This window comes from Amycolatopsis sp. NPDC043887 (assembly GCF_056435665.1).
The window spans coordinates 1-17,429 of record NZ_JBWKEB010000031.1 but is presented as its reverse complement, the minus strand read 5'-3'; the positions used below and the strand labels follow the sequence as shown (position 1 = coordinate 17,429).

General features: G+C 67.0%; 12 protein-coding genes and 2 pseudogenes. 7 read left to right on the top strand and 7 right to left on the bottom strand.

Annotation, left to right across the window (positions count from 1 at the left end; translation table 11 throughout):
* Positions 1-58: 58 nt before the first annotated feature.
* On the bottom strand, positions 59-5,869 hold the full coding sequence (locus tag AC069H_RS41770) for an RHS repeat-associated core domain-containing protein (RefSeq protein ID WP_478236024.1): 5,811 nt from the start codon (positions 5,867-5,869) through the stop codon (positions 59-61).
* A 733-nt stretch (positions 5,870-6,602) separates the two neighbouring features.
* Here AC069H_RS41770 and AC069H_RS41765 point away from each other — a divergent pair.
* A complete protein-coding gene (locus AC069H_RS41765; protein WP_478229099.1) occupies positions 6,603-7,154 on the top strand; it encodes a YciI family protein in 552 nt (183 codons plus the stop codon).
* 385 nt (positions 7,155-7,539) lie between these two features.
* On the opposite strand, the gene AC069H_RS41760 is transcribed toward AC069H_RS41765, so the two are convergent.
* Positions 7,540-8,013, bottom strand: coding sequence for a DUF6326 family protein (locus AC069H_RS41760; protein ID WP_478236023.1), 474 nt, complete (start codon positions 8,011-8,013; stop codon positions 7,540-7,542).
* 162 nt (positions 8,014-8,175) lie between these two features.
* Here AC069H_RS41760 and AC069H_RS41755 point away from each other — a divergent pair, with 162 nt between their 5' ends.
* Both AC069H_RS41755 and AC069H_RS41750 read left to right on the top strand, forming a co-directional pair.
* Positions 8,176-9,318, top strand: a complete 1,143-nt coding sequence (locus AC069H_RS41755; RefSeq protein ID WP_478236022.1) for a sensor histidine kinase — start codon at positions 8,176-8,178, stop codon at positions 9,316-9,318.
* The gene (locus AC069H_RS41750) at positions 9,315-9,971 is read left to right on the top strand and encodes a response regulator (RefSeq protein ID WP_478229139.1); all 657 of its coding nucleotides are present in this window, start codon (positions 9,315-9,317) and stop codon (positions 9,969-9,971) included. Before AC069H_RS41755 ends, AC069H_RS41750 begins: the two co-directional genes overlap by 4 nt.
* Before the next feature lie 786 nt (positions 9,972-10,757).
* On the opposite strand, the gene AC069H_RS41745 is transcribed toward AC069H_RS41750, so the two are convergent.
* Positions 10,758-11,153, bottom strand: a complete 396-nt coding sequence (locus AC069H_RS41745; RefSeq protein WP_478236021.1) for a VOC family protein — start codon at positions 11,151-11,153, stop codon at positions 10,758-10,760.
* A 396-nt stretch (positions 11,154-11,549) separates the two neighbouring features.
* The gene (locus AC069H_RS41740; protein ID WP_478229142.1) at positions 11,550-11,987 is read right to left on the bottom strand and encodes a MarR family winged helix-turn-helix transcriptional regulator; all 438 of its coding nucleotides are present in this window, start codon (positions 11,985-11,987) and stop codon (positions 11,550-11,552) included.
* 48 nt (positions 11,988-12,035) lie between these two features.
* Here AC069H_RS41740 and AC069H_RS41735 point away from each other — a divergent pair, with 48 nt between their 5' ends.
* The 4 genes and pseudogenes from AC069H_RS41735 to AC069H_RS41720 all read left to right on the top strand — a co-directional run.
* The gene (locus tag AC069H_RS41735) at positions 12,036-13,121 is read left to right on the top strand and encodes an alpha/beta fold hydrolase (RefSeq protein ID WP_478236020.1); all 1,086 of its coding nucleotides are present in this window, start codon (positions 12,036-12,038) and stop codon (positions 13,119-13,121) included.
* Positions 13,118-13,828, top strand: a complete 711-nt coding sequence (locus AC069H_RS41730) for an alpha/beta fold hydrolase (protein WP_478236019.1) — start codon at positions 13,118-13,120, stop codon at positions 13,826-13,828. The genes AC069H_RS41735 and AC069H_RS41730 overlap by 4 nt, the downstream gene beginning before the upstream one ends.
* The gene (locus tag AC069H_RS41725; RefSeq protein WP_478236018.1) at positions 13,825-14,355 is read left to right on the top strand and encodes a hypothetical protein; all 531 of its coding nucleotides are present in this window, start codon (positions 13,825-13,827) and stop codon (positions 14,353-14,355) included. The genes AC069H_RS41730 and AC069H_RS41725 overlap by 4 nt, the downstream gene beginning before the upstream one ends.
* A gap of 335 nt (positions 14,356-14,690) precedes the next feature.
* Positions 14,691-15,314: pseudogene (locus tag AC069H_RS41720) on the top strand (Mu transposase domain-containing protein); the annotation flags it as partial.
* Here the strand turns inward: AC069H_RS41720 and AC069H_RS41715 are convergent.
* The 3 genes and pseudogenes from AC069H_RS41715 to AC069H_RS41705 all read right to left on the bottom strand — a co-directional run.
* Positions 15,248-15,850 (bottom strand): annotated as a pseudogene (locus tag AC069H_RS41715) (TIGR02391 family protein); the annotation flags it as partial. The pseudogenes AC069H_RS41720 and AC069H_RS41715 overlap by 67 nt on opposite strands.
* Positions 15,851-15,865: 15 nt before the next feature.
* On the bottom strand, positions 15,866-16,342 hold the full coding sequence (locus AC069H_RS41710) for a hypothetical protein (protein WP_478236017.1): 477 nt from the start codon (positions 16,340-16,342) through the stop codon (positions 15,866-15,868).
* Between the two features lie 896 nt (positions 16,343-17,238).
* Positions 17,239-17,429: hypothetical protein (locus AC069H_RS41705; RefSeq protein WP_478236016.1), on the bottom strand; the 191-nt coding region annotated here is incomplete at its 5' end.

Genomic DNA, 17,429 nt, shown 5'->3' with positions numbered 1-17,429 from the left:
TGTGCCCGTGGTCGGAAGAGTACGTCCGGATCGCCCGGGATGGGAGGTTCGCCGGTTGTCAGCCGGTACAGCGGTAGTCGGGCGCGGACCGCAGCCAGGAACATTCGAACCCGGCGGTGAGTGACCAACCGATCTTTTTGCCTTTCCAGTTCATATCCAACTGGGGCGCATTGCGGCGATTCCATTCGAGCGCGGCCGCGCCACCTCCGAATGTGTACTTGTCCGTCATCTTCGCCCAGGTCCGGTCGGCCCCTTGGGGACAGTCTTCAGTCATCCCGAAGCAGATCCATTGCTTGCGGTCGTCCCAGGTGTAGTCCTCGACGCTGCGCGACACGGACCCGTCCAAGGCGAAGAGGCTGCCTTCCACGAACAGCGCCGGTCCGGCCGCTTCGCCCATGGATTTCTGATCGACCGCGTACTTGAGCGAGTTCGAGATCGCGACACCGGTGGTGAAGCCGAAGCCGATCTTCCAGCCGTCCGTGATGTCGCCACTGGAGTCGATGCAGGTCTCGACACCGAGGACGATGCCCTGACCGGCGGATCCGGACACGCAAGAGAACAGCAGTCCTCCACCCGGGGTGTACGGCGGCGGCGCGATGCCCGTCTTCTCGGACGCCTCCTTGACTCGCTGCTTCCTGATGTCCTCCTTCACGATGGCCCTGGTGACGTTGTTCTCGCGCCACGCGTTGGCGGCCATGCATTCGAGGTTGCCCGCCGCGACCGCTTTGGGCGGACTTCCGCCACAGACCGTGTCGATCACGTACGACTCGATAGGGATCTGCCAGAACGTGACGTCCTCCTGGTCCTTGCGGGACACCACTCCCGACTTGTACGGCGTCGTCCGCCGAGCCGGTGCGGGCGCTCCCCAAGGAGTGACGGGCTGCGCCTGCGCGGGCGGCGCGGGCGTGGACTTCGCCGGTGCTCGCGACCCGCTCTTGCCGTTCCGGCAGTCGCCGTCGGGGCAGGACAGCAGACCGGACGGGTCACTCCTCGTGATCGGGCTGTTGTTGCTGTAGGCGTACCCGTTGAGCTGCTGCGGATCCCCCGCGTCCAGCACGGGGTCGACCGAGATGAACCGGCCGGTGTCCGGGTCGTACTCCCGGGCGCCGAGGTGGGTCAGGCCGGTACTCGCGTCCTTGGTCCCGCCGACGAACCCGCGTTCCCCCGGGAAGGCCGACGCCTCGCCACGCGGGCCGCCGAACGGCAGCTGACGTCGGTTGGTGACCGCCAGCGTGCCGGAGTCCACAGCCGTCTGCGCGGTGCTCTGGTGATCCGATGCCAGCCACGTCAGTGCTCCGCGACCCTGGCGCATCGCGATCGCCTGGCCGCCGTGGCCGTAGTACCGGGTGACCGTGGGGTTGCCACCCGACGCCGAGAGCCGCAGTTCCTGATTGCCCAGGTACAAGGTCGTCCCGGTCGGGTCGCGTCGGATCAGCCTGTCGCCGGACGGGCCGTACACGAACGAGGTCGCCTTGTCTCCCTTCGCCACCGACGCGAGCTTGCCCGTCTCATTCCACTTGAACGTCTCCGCGACGTCACCTGACGTCCGCGAAGCGAGTTGCCCGGCGGCGTCGTAGGCGTACGAGGTGACACCGCCTGGCCCGGTCACCGAGCCGAGGGCGTGGGCGTGCCCGGGAACCTGACCGGTGTAGGTCCGGACGACGTCGCCCGCGGCGGCGTGCTGTGTCTCCGTTGCCCGGTTGCCGGCCTTGTCGTAGGTGAACGACTGCCAGTACGGCGCCGGGCCCCGCAGACCCGCCACGGACGGATCGGCGTCGCATGCCGAAGCGGGCGTCCACGCCTCCGTGAGCCGCTGCAGGCCGTCCATGCGGAAACACTGGACATCGCCGTTGAACTTGTCCGCGATCGACGTGATGGAACCGGCCGGGTCGTAGCCGTAGTGCAGGTCGGACAGCATCGGCGACGGCGTTTCGGCGTCCACGATGGACCGGGTCAGCCGCCGGTCGCTGTCGTCGTAGTACCGCGACAGCCAGACCCGCTTCGTCCCGCTCCCCAGGGTGACCCGCTGCACCTCGCTGTAGCGGGTGAAGTCGGTCGCCGACACCAGTTCGACGGTCGAGCCTTCGTAACCGCCCCAGCTGGTGGCCAACGGCCCGAGTTCGTGATATCCGAAGCTGACGGTCTCCGCGGGCAGCTCACCGGCCGCCGGGTACGACTGGCTGGACAGGCCCCCGTCCGGGTTGTACCCGGTGTAGGAGTTGTATGTTCCCGCGAGCAGGCCTTCCTCGGCCGGGATGATCACGGACGTCCCGGTGGGCCGGTAGGCGGGATCGTAGCCGAGCACCTTCGAGGTGTACGCCCTTCCGTCCACGAACGAGGTCGACGACGCGGGTTTTCCCTTGCCCTTCGTCACCGTGTCGTACGTCCATTCCGTCAGCTTCTTCCCGCCGACGGAGCCCGAGAACTTCGCCGTCGGGCGACCGAGGGCGTCGTAGCTGTAGGCCAGCACCTCACCCCGCGCGTCCCGCGCGGTGAGGATCTGCCCGGCGTCGTCGTAGGTCTTCGTGATCGTGCCGCTGTCCGGATCCTCACTGGTGGTCTGACGGCCGAGGAAGTCGTACCCGAATCGCCAGACCGCGCCCGAAGGGTCGGTCATCGCCGCGGTCCGGCCCGCCTTGTCGTAGGTGTACCGGGTCGAGTCGTACCCGCCTTGCCCGTCGTGCTGGCGCAGCTCGACCGCCTGGCCGCGCGCGTTCGTGTAGGTCGAGGTCGGCGTGCCCCCGGCGGGCGGGGTGACGTCCACGTGGTCGCCGAAGTACGCGGTGGTGGTCCGCCGCTTTTCGAACGCGCCCGCGAAGTAGATCGACGCGTCGGCACGTCCGGCCCCGTCGAAGTGCGACCGGGTGTGTCCCGGGACGTCCACATCGGACGCCACCCACAGGGCGTCGTCGACGGGTTTGTCGTTGTAGTACGGCTGGGTGGTCTTCCACGCGCGGCCCTGTGAGTCGTGCCGCGTGTCGGTGAGCAGCCGGCCGCCGCCGATCGCGGGCAGCTGCACCTGCCGCGCGCGCAGCAGCCCGTCGTAGATCGTGGTCCAGGAATGCTCGGCGCCGGTCGGGCCGATCCTGGTCGAGGTGACCACGGTCGGTTTGTCCTCGCGCACCAGGTACGCGGTCCGGACGGCCGGTACCTCGGGGTGAGCCGCCCTGGTCCAGGTCGGCGTCCACACCGCGATCGGGCGGCCGAGCGGGTCGTACTGGGTCTCCTTCCTTCTCGAGTTCGGGTCACTGATCAGGGTCGCGACGCCCCAGGCCGGATCGAACGTCGTGGTCGTCACCAGCCCGCCCGGGACGGCGGTCGTGCCGGGACCGGTGACCACGGTCTTGGTGACCGGGCCGCCCAACGCCGGGGTGTAAGCCGTCGTCGTGGTGCGGCCGAGCGCGTCCGTGGTCGATTCGACGCGGCCGTGCACGTCGTAGGTCGTCGTGCCGATCGTGAAGTACACCGGATCGGCTGCCGGACGCTCCTTCGCGATCTCCGTCTTCACCGCGTTGCCGAACGGGTCGAACGTCGTCTTGGTGTCCGACAACGCGTCCCGCGGATACTCCACGGTCGCTCCACAGTGGACGGAGTCCGACCACGTGTGGCCTGCCAGGTTCATGAGCCAGGCGGCGTCCTTGCGCGTGTACTCGGTATGGGTGCACCGGTCGTCGTCGGCCGTGCCGACATCGCCGAGGTCGTTCACCTTGGTCGGGAGACCCAGTTCGTCGTAGGTGGTCTCGGTGCGCGTCTGCCGCCATCCGGAGCCCACCGCCGTGTACGCGCGCTCGACGCCGGTGCGCACCAGGTACGCCTTGTACGAACCGCGTGTCGCCGTCGGGCCCTGGACCGAAGGCTCGGTGATCGTTTTGCTCACCCTAGGCGGATCCGGCTGGTTCGAAGGACCTTCCCGCTCGAACGTCGCGGTCTCGAATTCGGAGCCCGCCAGCCAGTCGGAGTCGGCGCGCACGCCACCTTCGGTGTCGGACACCGAGACCTGCCGCTTGCCGGAAGGCAGGTGATCGCCGTCCATGCCGCGGTGGAACCGCTGCTCGGTCATGGTGATCGGACCCGCCGGATCGTCCGCCGTGCCCGCCCGCACGCGGACCCGGCCGAACCCGCGGAACTCGTTCCAGGTCCGCTTGTCGTCCTTGGTGAACTCCGAGGTGTCCCAATGCCAGGCCGCGCCGTCGAGGTACTCGTACCGTGTGGTCTCCTCGGGGAAGGTCGAGGTCGGCTGGCCGTCCACCTGCAGCCGGTCCGTCCGCGTCACCGAGGAGACCACGTACTTGTGGAAGTAGTCGGTCCGCTCGGCCATGTACTTCTTCGCCCAGCGCACTGGGAAGCACCGCTTGTCATTGGTTTCCGGATTCGCGGGAAGGTTGTCGGACCTGCACTCCGACTCGTACCTGATCGAGGTGACCCCGCCGGTCTCGGACACGATCCCGCTGACCCGGTAGCGGATCAGCTCCGACACGCCGTCCCCCGGCTTCTCGACCCGGTTGTACAGCGGGGTGCCGTGGAACGTCACCGACGGCATCTCCGTGGTTCCGCCCGCCAGGCCGATGTGCTTGATGCCCTTGAGCCACAGCGCGGCCTTCTCGCCGTCACCGGGGTCGGGGTACTGCTGGTCCAGTTCCCAGCGGTCGACGTCACCGAAGTCGTTGCCACGCCACACCTTCGTGGTCACCGACGCCAGCCGCTGCGTGGTCCAGAACGTCGGCGAGTGCGCGTCCGGGCAGGTGGCCTTGTCGCATTTGGCTTCCCACGGCACATCCGGCCAGTTGCCGGGCGCTTCCGGACGGCAGTCGCTGCCCGGCACGCACCGGTTCGCCGTCGTGAAGACGACTCGACCGGACGGCTGGGTGACACCCTCGCGCAGGCCGTAGTCGATGTGGTCGAGGTGCCCGCCGCGGGTGTAGGAGACCGCGGCGTCCTTGCCGTTGAAGCCGTAGGAGTTCGACTCGGTGGTGTAGTGGAACCGCATCTCGTTGCCGTTGCGGTCCACCACGCGGTCCAGGTTCCACCGCCATGGCTGCGCGCACGACGAGGCGTCGAAGGTCGCGCCGTGGCAGGGCTCGCCGGAGTCGTCGCCGAACACCGGCACCGTCCAGGTCGATTCCTTGCCGGTGCCGAAGAAGTACTGCGTCCCGTCGACGGTCGTGATCTTCCAGTGCTCACCGTCGTTGTCGCCGTTGTCCGCACCGGTGAACCGCTCGATCCGCGAGCCGTCGTCGGAGCGCGGCCGCCACTTCCCGGTCGCGTCGTCGCGGATCAGCGTTCCGCCGGCGCCGCCGTAGGACGCGGTGGCGTTGTCACTGCGCCAGCACAGGTCCGCCGCCTGCGGCTTCGCGTCGCCCTCGGTGTCGGCCGAACAACCCCCGTACATGCGCTCGATGAATCCCGAGGACAACGACCAGCCGTCACCGACCCACGATGGCTGGTTGTTGGTCACCGTCGTCCGGCCGTCCACGGCGGACGATCGGTACGACAGCGCGAGACCCGGCGTCAGCCCGCCCGCCGCGGGCGGCACCCGCAGCGGGTATGACCAGGTGAAGTCGCCGGTATGCGGCGAAACCGACCAGTTCGCCGACGGTGACAGTGGCGTCGCCGTCGCCGTGCCCGCGCCTTCCTGCGCGGGTTTGAGGGCCTGGTTGCCGGTCAGCGCGTTCGCCGAGGCGTGGTCGGTGCCGATGGTCCGCCACGACGGGCTCGTCACCGGTACGGAAGGGACGTTCGTGAGATTCGTCGACGGTCCGGCGGCCAGCGCCGCGGGCGCGGCCATGGCCAGCAACAGGGACGCGCCCAGTTGCGCGGCGACCGCGAGGGTCAGGCAACGTCTCGTTCTCGAGCGCATCCGTTCACGCATCGTCGTTCCTCCCGTGTCCCCCCAGTGGACAGATAGGCGGAATCGTGCGTAGCTCCGGCTTCAATCCGGTTTCAGCGGGGCTTCGCGGGAAACCAGGCGAACTTGACGAACCAGACGGTGAGCGATTCGCCGGTTTCGGGTTGCCGACGGCCGAAAATATCCGACGGTTCGCCGCGGGGGCAGGATCGCCGAACCGGTCCCGAGCCCTGCCGATAGTCCTCTATGGACATACGTGCCGGGTGTCGTCATCCGGCAGTGCACCTGAGATCGCGTTACCGCCGTTCCTCGCCAGGTCGCTGTGCCGGCATCTGGAGACGCATCCGTACGAGTTCGTGTTCACAAACGCCTCCAGTATGGCCGTCGCGACGGCCACAGTGTGGAACCTGTCGCCGTGGCCGCCGCACGAGGTCCGAGCTTCCACCGGACGATCCTGTCGACCGATCGCGACGATCCCGACATCGCAGCCATCCGTTTCCGCCCGGCTTCAGCCGTCTCCCGGCCGGAGACGCTCTGGACTCGGCCTCTCCGGCCGGCGTGTACAGCGTACGAAGGAAGAACACCTTCTCCACCATCCGGCACCGCACTAAGGTCACCCAAGGGGCCGGGCTCGCGCGCGGCCGGGCGGGCCATGGCGTTCACGGGCCCGTCGTCAGTCGACCGGGGCGGGCTCGCTCCAAGCCACATCTGATCAAGTACCGGGCGGGGTGGTGCAGGGTGGGTAGACACTGTGGGCATGGAGTTCTTCTGCTACCACCGCGATCGGCCCGGCTCCATGGCGCTGCGCAAAGAGCTGCTGGAAGAGCACTGGTCCTACATGGACCGGTACGCGACGGAGATGATCGCCCGCGGGCCGACCCTCGCCAGCGACGGCGACACGCCCACCGGCAGCGTGCACATCCTCGACCTGCCAGATCCCGCCGCCGCCCGCGCGTTCGCCTTCGACGAGCCCAACTACCAGACCGGCGTTTACCGAGACGTGCTGCTGCGCCGATGGCGCAACACGCTGGGGCGCACCATGTGGGATTTCCCCGGTGGCCGCACCGGTGGCAACCGGTACCTGGTGCTCGGCCTCGGCACGGGACGGGCAGCCGACCTCGCCATGCCGCCCGATCGGGACGAGCTGATCGCGTATGGGCCGCTGATGTCCGACAACGACACAAGGTGGTTGGGCACAGCCGCCCTGGTCCGGGCACCGGACCCGGACACGGCACGCGCCGTCCTGACCCCGGACCGGTACGCCGACATCGAGGTCCACAACTGGCAGTTCGGCGGACGGCCGTCATGAACCGAGATCACCGCGTGCCCTTTTAATCCGAGGGAATCTGCAGCTCGTCGGTGTGGATGGACTTGCGTCGGTACGGGGCCAAGGCCAGGACCATCTGGTCGGTTACATGGCTGAAGCAGGCGATGTGACCCCATTTGGCGGGGGTGAGACGGCGTGCTCAAGATTTGTTCCGGCTACTGAACAGCAACTGAAGTCGGCCGCGCCGACTCTCAAGATAAGGTGCAACAAAAAACCGCCCTACCTCGGCAAAACTGCCAGGAGGGCGGTTCAAGTCGTAGTCGGTGTCCCACCGCCGGCAGGCCCACACCGCGGCACCGAGGCAGATGGCTCTGAACAGGATGGGGACTGGGCTTGGGTTCACGCTTACTGCTGGGCGCGAACGGTTTCACGGTCCCGGGCTGGTGGCCATGGTCGCCGTGGTCGCCGACGGTGCGGTGCGGGGCCAGGTCCAGGCGTACCGCAGGATGAGGGCGAGAACGATCAGTTCCAGTGCGACGCCGAGGCCGTAGAAGTACGTCCAGGACTCGCCCACCGCGTTGAACGCCGCGAAGGGGACCTGTACCGAGGCCACGATGAGGTTCGTGGTGCGGTTCGCCCGGGCGGGCAGGGTCATCGACAGCACGGCCATGAGGATCGGGATCGCCATGAGCGTGAGGAAGACGGTGAACAACGTCTGGCTGATGTCGAACTCGAAGACGACGCCGGCCTCGATGTCTTTGATGACGCCGGGTTTGAAGAAGGCGAGAATGTCCACGTAGGCGTACAGGAGCACGAGGCTCGTCCACGCTGCGGCGAGCTTGGCTCTCACCGGGATCCGCTGCTCGTCCAGTGCGGTCGTGGTGGGTTGACGTGTTCTCATCGTGGGCTCCGTTGTCGTGGTGAGGACTGGTGGGCCAACGATCGCCGAGCCCGGCGGCGGGCACATCGTCGTCGAGGCCGGACCCGCCCCGGCCGTGGGGAGGAGCGGCGTCTCGTTCTTTCGGTCGGTCCCCGGCGCCTCGGCGGTCCCTAGGCTGGGTGCGTGACCACCAACGCCCTGCGCTCGCTGTGGGCCGAGCCGCGCGCCACGGACGCTCCCGAACGGGTGTCGCGCGACTGGGTGCTGGTCGGGGCGTTGATGGTGACGGCGCTGCTCGAGGGAGTCCTCCGGGACGACGTCGCCTGGCGGCCGTTCGCGACGATCGTGGCGGTCGGACTCGCGCCGGTGCTGCTGTGGCGGCGTACCCACCCGTTGGCCTGTGTCGTGGTGGCCTTCGGCACCGCGATGGCGTTGGGACTGGCGAGCCTGCTGGGCGGGGCCCCGAGCGTGGGCCTCGACACGATGATCTACGTCCTGGTGCTCGTCTACGCGCTGGTCCGCTGGGGCTCAGGGCGCGAGATCGTGATCGGGCTGACGGTGGTGGCGGTCGCCGCGGGAATCGGTATGGTCCCCGACTACATCGGGCCGACCGAGATCTTCGGCGGGCTCGCCATCCTCGCGGCGGCGGCGGCGGGCGGAGCGGCGTTCCGCTACCGCGCCGAGAGCCGGCGCCGGGAGTTGGACCGGATCCGCGTCCAGGAGCGGGTCGGTCTCGCGCGCGAGTTGCACGACATCGTCGCCCACCACGTCTCGGCGATCGCTGTGCAGGCGCAGGCGGGCCGGGCGATGGCCGGGCAGCGACCTGAGGCGGCACTCGAGGTGCTGGCGGCGATCGAAGGGGAAGCGTCGCGGACGCTCGCGGAGATGCGGGTGATGGTCGGTGTGCTGCGCGACGGAGCGCCGGCGGGGTACGCCCCTCAGCCCGGCGTTGCCGACCTGGTGTCCCTCGCCAGACACGCCCCGGTCCCGGTCGTCGACGTGGAGTTGCCGGATGACCTGGACGAACTTCCGCCCCAGATCGACGTGGCGGTCTACCGGCTGGCGCAGGAGGCGCTGACCAACGCCCTGCGGCACGCCCGCAACGCCTCGCGTGTGGAGATCCGGGTCGTGGACGGCGCGGAAACGCTGCGACTACGCGTGACCGACGACGGACAGATCGACCCGGCACGGTCGGCGAACCACGGCTTCGGGCTGCTGGGGATGACCGAGCGTGTGCAGCTGCTCGGCGGCACACTGCGTGCCGGACCGGCGCCCGAGGGCGGGTGGACGGTCGACGCCGAACTGCCGACTAAGGTACGCCGATGACGGTGCGCGTGCTGGTGGCCGACGACCAAGATCTGGTGCGCACCGGCCTGTCGATGATCCTTGACGCGCAGCCCGACATCGAGGTCGTCGGCCAGGCCGCCGACGGCCACGCCGCCGTCGAGCTGGCGCATCGGCTCCGCCCCGACGTGTGCCTGGTCGACATCCAGATGCCCGGGCTCGACGGCATCGAGGTGACCAAGCTCCTCGCAGGGCGGGGCGTCCCGGACCCGATCGCAGTAGTTGTGATCACGACATTCGACCTCGACGAGTACGTCCAGGGCGCGCTCCGGGCCGGCGCCCGAGGCTTTCTGCTCAAGGACGCCGGGACGGAACTGCTCGTCCAGGCCGTCCATGCCGCCGCCGTCGGCGATGCCCTGATCGCGCCGAACATCACCCGGCGGCTGCTGGCCACGCTCGCCGCCAGGGAACCGTCGAGCCGACGAACCCAACCGATCGAGCCGCTCACCGAACGCGAGGAGGAGGTCCTGACGCTGGTCGCCCGCGGCCGCACGAACGCAGAGATCGCCGCCGAGCTATTCATCGGCTTGACGACCGCCAAGACCCACGTCGCCAGCCTGCTGACCAAAATCGGCGCCCGAAACAGGGTCGAGATCGCGATGTGGGCGTACGACACCGGCCGGGCGGGGGACTGAACCGAACCTGACATACACGCACGACGACTGGTCCCCGGCCGAGTGGCTGCAGGCGGCGGCCTGGGCTTGACAGTCGTCCTTGGTCTCGGCGGTGAGCTCAGGCGACGCACCTAGCGTCGACCAGCCAACGACTGGCGGCCGCATAGGCCAGTGGCGCTGCCCACTCGCCGATGACCCATGACCAGGGGGGCGGAGGATGACGCTGACGGTGGTGCCGATGAGTTGGGCGGTAACGGCCAACACAGCGGTTACCACCAGCGCTGCTCCCACGGGGACGCACAACGGAATGAGCAGCCAGGTGGTGGCAGCCAGGCCTGACCGGCCGAACGAAACTACTGCCAGCAGCGCAGGCAGCCAGAGCCCGGTGACGGCGAGTGCCGCGGAGAGGTGCCTCATGATCGGGGAAGTCAGGGGCCAGAACAGGGAACGAGATCGAGCCGCGAACAACGGCGGCAACAGGGATGCCACGAAGCCGATCAACGGAATGGTGAGGGCCCCTTCGCATTACCGCCGACTCCACGACAACAGTAGCGAAGCGAACACTCTCGGCACTACCCATGGGCGACAAGGGCAACGAGCACCGACACACGCCGACCCGACACCTCCTCGCACAGACCGAGCAGTCCACCTGTTCGTCCTACTACGAACATCCGCTCATGCCGCCGACCGTGCGTTCACGTCCGAACATGCCGAGATGAGAACGCTCGTCCAACCGACGGTGGCAGCCTGCTGGAAGCAGTGGAAGTGCTCCCAGTAGCGCTGCTCTGCCTGTCTGGCTTTGACGGATCAGGACCCGGTGGCCGGCGAGGCGATTCCCACGAGGACGCCGTATGGGTCTCTGACATAGGAGACCATCTGACCCCAGGCAGTGTCGTGTGGCTCGGCCAGGGCAATGGCACCTGCCGCGACCGCGCGGGCGAAGGCGCCGGCGACGTCATCGGTAACGAAGGTGAACTCGAGTCCCGCCGGTGGCATGGCAGGGTCGAGGGCGGCGTAGGGGACTGGCACTGCCTTCGCTCCCAGCCGGTGGCTGGTGAAGGCAAGCGCCGTGCCGCCGGTATCGAGCTGGGCGAAATCGCCCGACTCGTGAACGAACGAGCGGGTAAGCCCGAAAGCCCGTTCGTAGAAGTCAACGGCTTGGACCACGTCCGAGACGTACACGATGGCGTAGCCGAATCTCATTGCGGCTCCCAGAAGGTCAGTACGGAACACGGCCAACACCATCACAGAGCCGGTGTCGCAGTCTTGAACGGATCGGACATCGCGCCGTCGATCCGCATGGCGCAGCATCCGCACATGCCGCTGATCGTTCGTTCGGGACCCTAGCGTTCAGCCAAATCGCCGGGCGATTTCCTGCTCTGCTTCTGCGCCGCCCGTCGGCGGCACCAAGAATGGCAACGAGGTGGTCCCACGACGGGCAAGCGGCACAGCCGGCGCGCCTGGACTGGCTACGGAGGTCTCGTCCGACACCACTTGTAGGCGGGTTCGAGCACCGACGAGGATCCATCGGGTCAGCATGTTGGCGAGAGTCGACACCACCGGGTGGCATCCCAGATGATTGGGCGCGCGAGCCGCCATCTACTCGGGGGGCCGCGGGTGATTCCCTACGGTCTGCACGATGTGGTCCAGATCAGCACGAAGGTGTGCCCAGTCGAGTTCGCCGACCGTGGCTTCCAGTTCCGCGACCCATTCGTGGTGAGCGCGCTGGATCGCCGCGAGTGCGGTCTTGCCGGCTGCTGTTGTGACGAGAAGTCGGGATCGTCGGTGGTGAGGGTTGTCTTCGTAATGGGCTAGGCCTGCCTGGACCAGTTCGTCGGCGACACGCTGGACGCTTTGTCGCTGGAGTCCGAGTTGGCGGGCGATGTCCGGCACGGTGGCGCGGTCGCCGGCGGTTTGGAGGACCATGCGACGGGAGTGCGTCTGGCCCGCGGTTGCGGATATTCGCTCTCCAGCGTCACGGAGGAGCCGGTTCACCTCGAAGATGGCATGTAGAGCCGCGTCGACATCGGCGTTCACCGCAACCCCCCTTTGACAGCACCCTGTCATATTTCCTAGAGTGACAATGTGACAGGATGCTACCAACTGCTTCTGGGTGCGCTCACGTCCCCGGGGCCGGACTTTGAGGCACTCCGTGGCCGTCTGAGTGAAACGCGATGGCCAGTCTTGCCGTCCTCAGAAAACTGGGTACACGGTGTCACGCCGTCGATCGTGGAGCAGTATGCGGCCGAGTGGGATCAGTGGCTTAAGCAACCAAAGCGTCGGGGAATCGGCGACCACGTCAATCTTGACATTGGCGGTCGTGGCGTCCACGCCGCAAGGTTCCCCGGATCAGGGCAAGTCCCGATTCTGCTCCTGCACGGCTGGCCCACCTCATTCCTCGCCTTCCACCGGGTAATCGAGCCGCTGCAGACCCTGGCGTCCGAGGTTGTGGTGGCAACTCTCCCCGGATTTGGCACCTCAGTGCTGCCACCCGGTGCTTGGTCGGTCACCGACTCGGCACGCCTCCTGGCTGATGCGATGTCGGCGATGGGTCATGACCGGTTCATCGTCCACGGACAGGACTGGGGATCCGTAGTCGCCCGAGCCATCGGGGCAGTCGAACCCGGGCGGGTCATCGGTGTCCACGTCAGCGCCGGCTTACGAGGCTTCATGGCCGAAAACGCGGACGACGAGCCAGCATGGAGCAGGCTGAGGAGCTTCGCCGTTGATGGCGGTGGATACCTCCAGTTGCAGAGTCGCCGCCCGGACTCGCTGGCGTTCGCGCTGTCCGACTCTCCGGTGGGACTGCTCGCCTGGCAGCTCGACAAGTACCAACTCTGGCAAGGCGAACTCGGAGACGACTTCGGTCTAGGAACGGACTTCATCTTGGCCAACGCGACTCTGTACTGGCTGACAGCGAGTGCTGGCAGCAGCATGCGGATCTACTCGATGGATGCAAGCGACCTCGATGCCGTTGCTGCGGGTGTGCCGACCGGGGTGAGCGTCTTCGGTAGCGGTGACTTCGCCGCGCGCTCCGTGTCGGCCCGCGAGAACAACCTCATTGCCTGGTACTCGCACGACACCGGCGGCCACGTCGCCTCGCTCGATTCCATCGTCGAGCTCATCACTGACCTGACCGACTTCATCACCCGCGTAGGAGTGGACACATGACCGCCAGCAACCCCATCGTGCTCGTCGGAGGCAGCGGACTCGGCCCTTGGGCCTGGGGACGCGTCACACCGATTCTGAACGACCATGGGTTCCAAGCCATAACGCCGCAGTTGCGCACCACGGGCGACGACTCGACCCCCGCGAGAACCGTCGGCCTGGGCGACTGGGTCGAGGACGTCACCACCGAACTCACCGGTCTTGCAGACGTGACCCTCGTTGCCCACTCGTTCGCCGGCTATGTAGCAGCAGCAGTACTCGAGCGACAACCACACAGCATCCGGCAACTGATCCTGATCGACGCCGCTCTGCCGCAACCCAACAAGTCGTGGTTCGACGTCATGGGACCCGACGTCGCCGCGTTCATGACGAGCCTGGCTCACGATGGGGCAATCCCCTGGTTCTCCCGGGAGCAGCTCGACCAGCTCTACCCGGGGCACGGCATCACCGACGCTGATTTCGTGTGGATGCAACAGCACCTGACTGCGCAGCCGATCGGCACCTACACCCAGCCGGCGATCAAGGAGCCCCTGAGCACAACGAACGCGAGCGTGGCCTATGTGCGCTGCCTGCAGACCAGCCCCCCGGCCGCTGACGTGTCCGCGGAGCAGCTCGGCTGGGGCTACCGCACGCTCGACGCCGGCCATTGGCCGATGATCACCAACCCGGCGGAGACGGCACAAGTCATCAGGGATCTGGCCGGGTCATGAACTCCGTCGCCTTCTTCCGCAATCTCAACCTCGGCCACCCGGGCAGTCCGACAAGCGCCGAGCTGGTGGAGGCATTCGGCGGTCCGGCGGCCGCTCGCTGTTTCCAGAGCAACGGGACGGTCGTGTTCGAGGCGGTTGACCCTGAGAAGGCGGCAGCCCAGGCGATTGTTGAGTTGCGGGCTGCTGGGTACCGGCACCCGGTCACCGTCCGGACGCTGGAGCAGATCCGGCGTGCTGTCGGGGAGACGCTGCCGGTGGATCCTGGGGAGGGCATATATCGCTCGATGATCTCGTTCTACGACGTGCACGAGATCCCGGATGTCCAACTTCCATATCGCAGCCCGGACGGTCTGGTCGAGATCCGCATCCTAGGTCCTGCGTTCGCCCACAGCGTTTGCTGGAAGCCCCGCCAGACCGCAGGCAACGTCACGGGTTCCCTCGAACAACTGCTATCCGTCCCCGTCACCACGCGAACCGTTGCGACACTGCAGCGCCTTGTCGGGACTTATCCGGCCAGCACCCGCTGAAGCCGCCATCGCGGACGCCGGACAGTGAATCGAGTCGACCTGTACGCGGCGATCCGACGGGACGCGCGATCAGGGATGTCGAACCGCGCAATGCAGCGCAAGTATGGGTTGGGTACCGCACTGTCGCCGCGGCCCTGGAGTCGGCGTGGCCGAAGCCGCGCCATGCGCAGCCGAAGCGGGGCTCGCGCCTCGACGACTACAAGGCGGTCATCGACGACTGGCTTCGTGACGACCTGGATGCGCCCCGCAAGCAACGGCATACCGCGAAGCGGGTCTTCGACCGCCTCCTGGACGAGCACCACGCCGCTGACGTGTCGTACTGGATGGTGCGCGAGTACGTCGCCACGCGACGCCGTGAGATCCGGATCGAAGCGGGCCGGGAGCCCGCGAACACGTTCATCCCGCAGGAGCACCTGCCCGGCCGCGAGGCCGAGGTCGACTTCGGCGAAGTCGCGATCCGGCTACGCGGGGAGCTGGTCAGCTGCACGCTGTTCAGCCTGCGGCTGTCCTACTCCGGCAAGGCCGTGCACAGAATCAGTGCCTCGGCCGGTCAGGAAGCCTTCTTCGAGGGTCACGCACACGCGTTCCGGTCCCACTACGGCATTGACGCCTTCTACTGCCAGCCCGGCATCCAAGGGGCGCATGAGAAGGGCGGCGTCGAGGGGCAGATCGGCTGGTTCCGTCGCAACCACCTCGTCCCCATTCCAGAAGTCGACTCCCTCGCCGAGCTCAACACCATGGCCGACGCCTGGGACGAAGCCGACGACGCACGGCGGATCGGGTCCCGTGCCCGCACAATCGGAGAACACTTCGCCACCGAGCAGACACGGCTCGCTCCACTGCCAAGCGAGCCGTTCGAGACCGGTCGCTGGTTCACCCCACGCGTGGACCGCTACGCCCAGGTCACTGTCAGGATGAACAAGTACTCCGTCCCGCGCGCATGGTCGGTCGCCAGGCCTGAGGTTCCTGGGGGCAACCTCAAGGACAGGACAGGTCCATTCACAGTGACCTGTCCAGCAGAGCAGTGCGTCAACGTTGAGGTCTCCGCCAGGGGTGGGTGCGGTCCGTGACCGGTCACCTGACACTCCACGCGTTGACCGCGCGGACTGCGCTGCAGAACGCCGGACGACGTTCTTACTCGGTTAAGGCAAATTGGGGCCTCGACGATGTCGCATTCGTCGACCCAACGGGCCAGAAGGCTCAGCGCGGACAGTCGCTCGAGGGCTGCTTGCTCGTCAAGTTCGCCGAGGCTGTGGGCAGCGCTGTTCCGGATTGTCATCTGCACACCGGGAGCGAAGGAGAGCAGACCGGAGTTCATGGTCTTGACGTCTTGGTCGTTCGGGTCGCCGGGCCAGCGCAGTCGCGGCTGCCCAGGGCGAGGGTCCTTGTCCGAAAAGGTTTGTCTCCACAGGTCCGTGGCGGAGACGTCGTTGCGTTTCGTACGGGCCTTTACCATCGCGACGACGGACTCGGATGCGGCCGCCACCGCTTCCCGGAAGTGCCCGTCACGTCATAGCCGAGCGATTGGCCCCCAGACCGCTGGATGCATGGCCTCTGCACCTACGGTCGGTGGGATCTCGGCCTCGGCTCGCAGGATCAACTTCTCGAGCTTGCCAAGGGCGTAGTCGCATGCACTCAAGACGTCGACGCTCTCCAACATCGGCTTGGGGCGCGTGATCGTCACCCAGTTCATGAACGGGTCGACCACACCACTGCCCATCGGGCCTTGAACGGAGATGGACGTCGCCGTGAGTTCCGCGGCAGCAGACGCGCGGCCGGCCAAGCGAGTCACCTTTTCCCGTCGCCGCGTGATCTCGCCTGGATCAGCCTCATCGAGCGGTATGACCGCAGGGGCGATTCCCGGTGCCAGCGAGCCGAATCCTTCGTTGATCACGTGCAGCTCGAGGAACTCGACCAGCGCGGCGCGGAACTCCTCAACGGCCTTTGCCACCGCCTTCAGGTAGTTCGGGTTCTTACGAGCTTCCATCGCTTGGTCGTCGCACGGCGTCCAGCGCTGGTGAGGAAGCTGACCCGTGTCGGTTGTGGACGGATGGGCAGTGACCGAGTCACCGGGCCGCCGCGACATCCATCATCGGAGTCACCAGACGGCACACCGCCCAGGAGAGCTGATGACTCGGCTGGTCAAGCCACCCAGCAGGGACCAAGTCCGCGCGGCCGCTCAGGATGTCATCGAGCCACGTTCGCCTGAACGGGCACCGCCCCAGCGTCATCGCCGGTCGCTCGTCGGTTGCAGGCCGCAGATCTAACCTGAGCGGCGTAGATGCCTCCAAAGGATCACCCGGCTGGGGTACTGGCCTGGGGCAGTTTTGGTGACCCCGTTTGAAACGGGGTCATGGGCGTGCCCCAGGTTTGCCCCAGTTACTGAACGGTAGCTGAAGTTCGGTGCATCGTTTCTCAAAGTGAGGCACAACGAAAAACCGCCCTACCTAGGCGTATGTTCCAGGCGGGCGGTGTTTCGTCACTGTGGAGCTAAGGGGACTCGAACCCCTGACCCCTCACTGCCAGTGAGGTGCGCAGGGGCTTTCTACCTGTGGGACCGGAGAAACTGCAGGAAAAGCGCTGTGGTTCAGCGCTGCTGGATGCAGTTCAAGACCGTTTGAGACCCCCTCGTGCCCCAGTTTTGCCCCAGGGAAATTCGTGTGAATGATGACAGGCGATATCGGGAGCGCGCAGCAACTGCGAGGAAAGAGGTGGCTCCACGCCGAGGGGGGCGCGGAGCCACCTGGATAATCTTGGCACGATTGGGCGGCGGGCACCGGGTTGATGACCCTTCGAGACTGGCGACCCAGTCGGCATCTGAGAGACCATGGCTCGGCGAAGGGGCGCTACCTGTCGTCCTGGAACAGTGTCTCAGCTTAACGTTCAACCGAAGTGGGCGTTCGCCGTTGGAATCGCCAGCAAGATGATGATCAGTAGTGAGCCCGCTGTTGCCAGTACCAGGCGTAGTGCAATCACGGTGCGGTACCAGGCGGGAACGGTGGCCACCGCGGCGTTGACGAACGCTGCGACCTCCAGGTTTCGCAGTGTCGGATCATCGGACTTGGTGAAGGCCG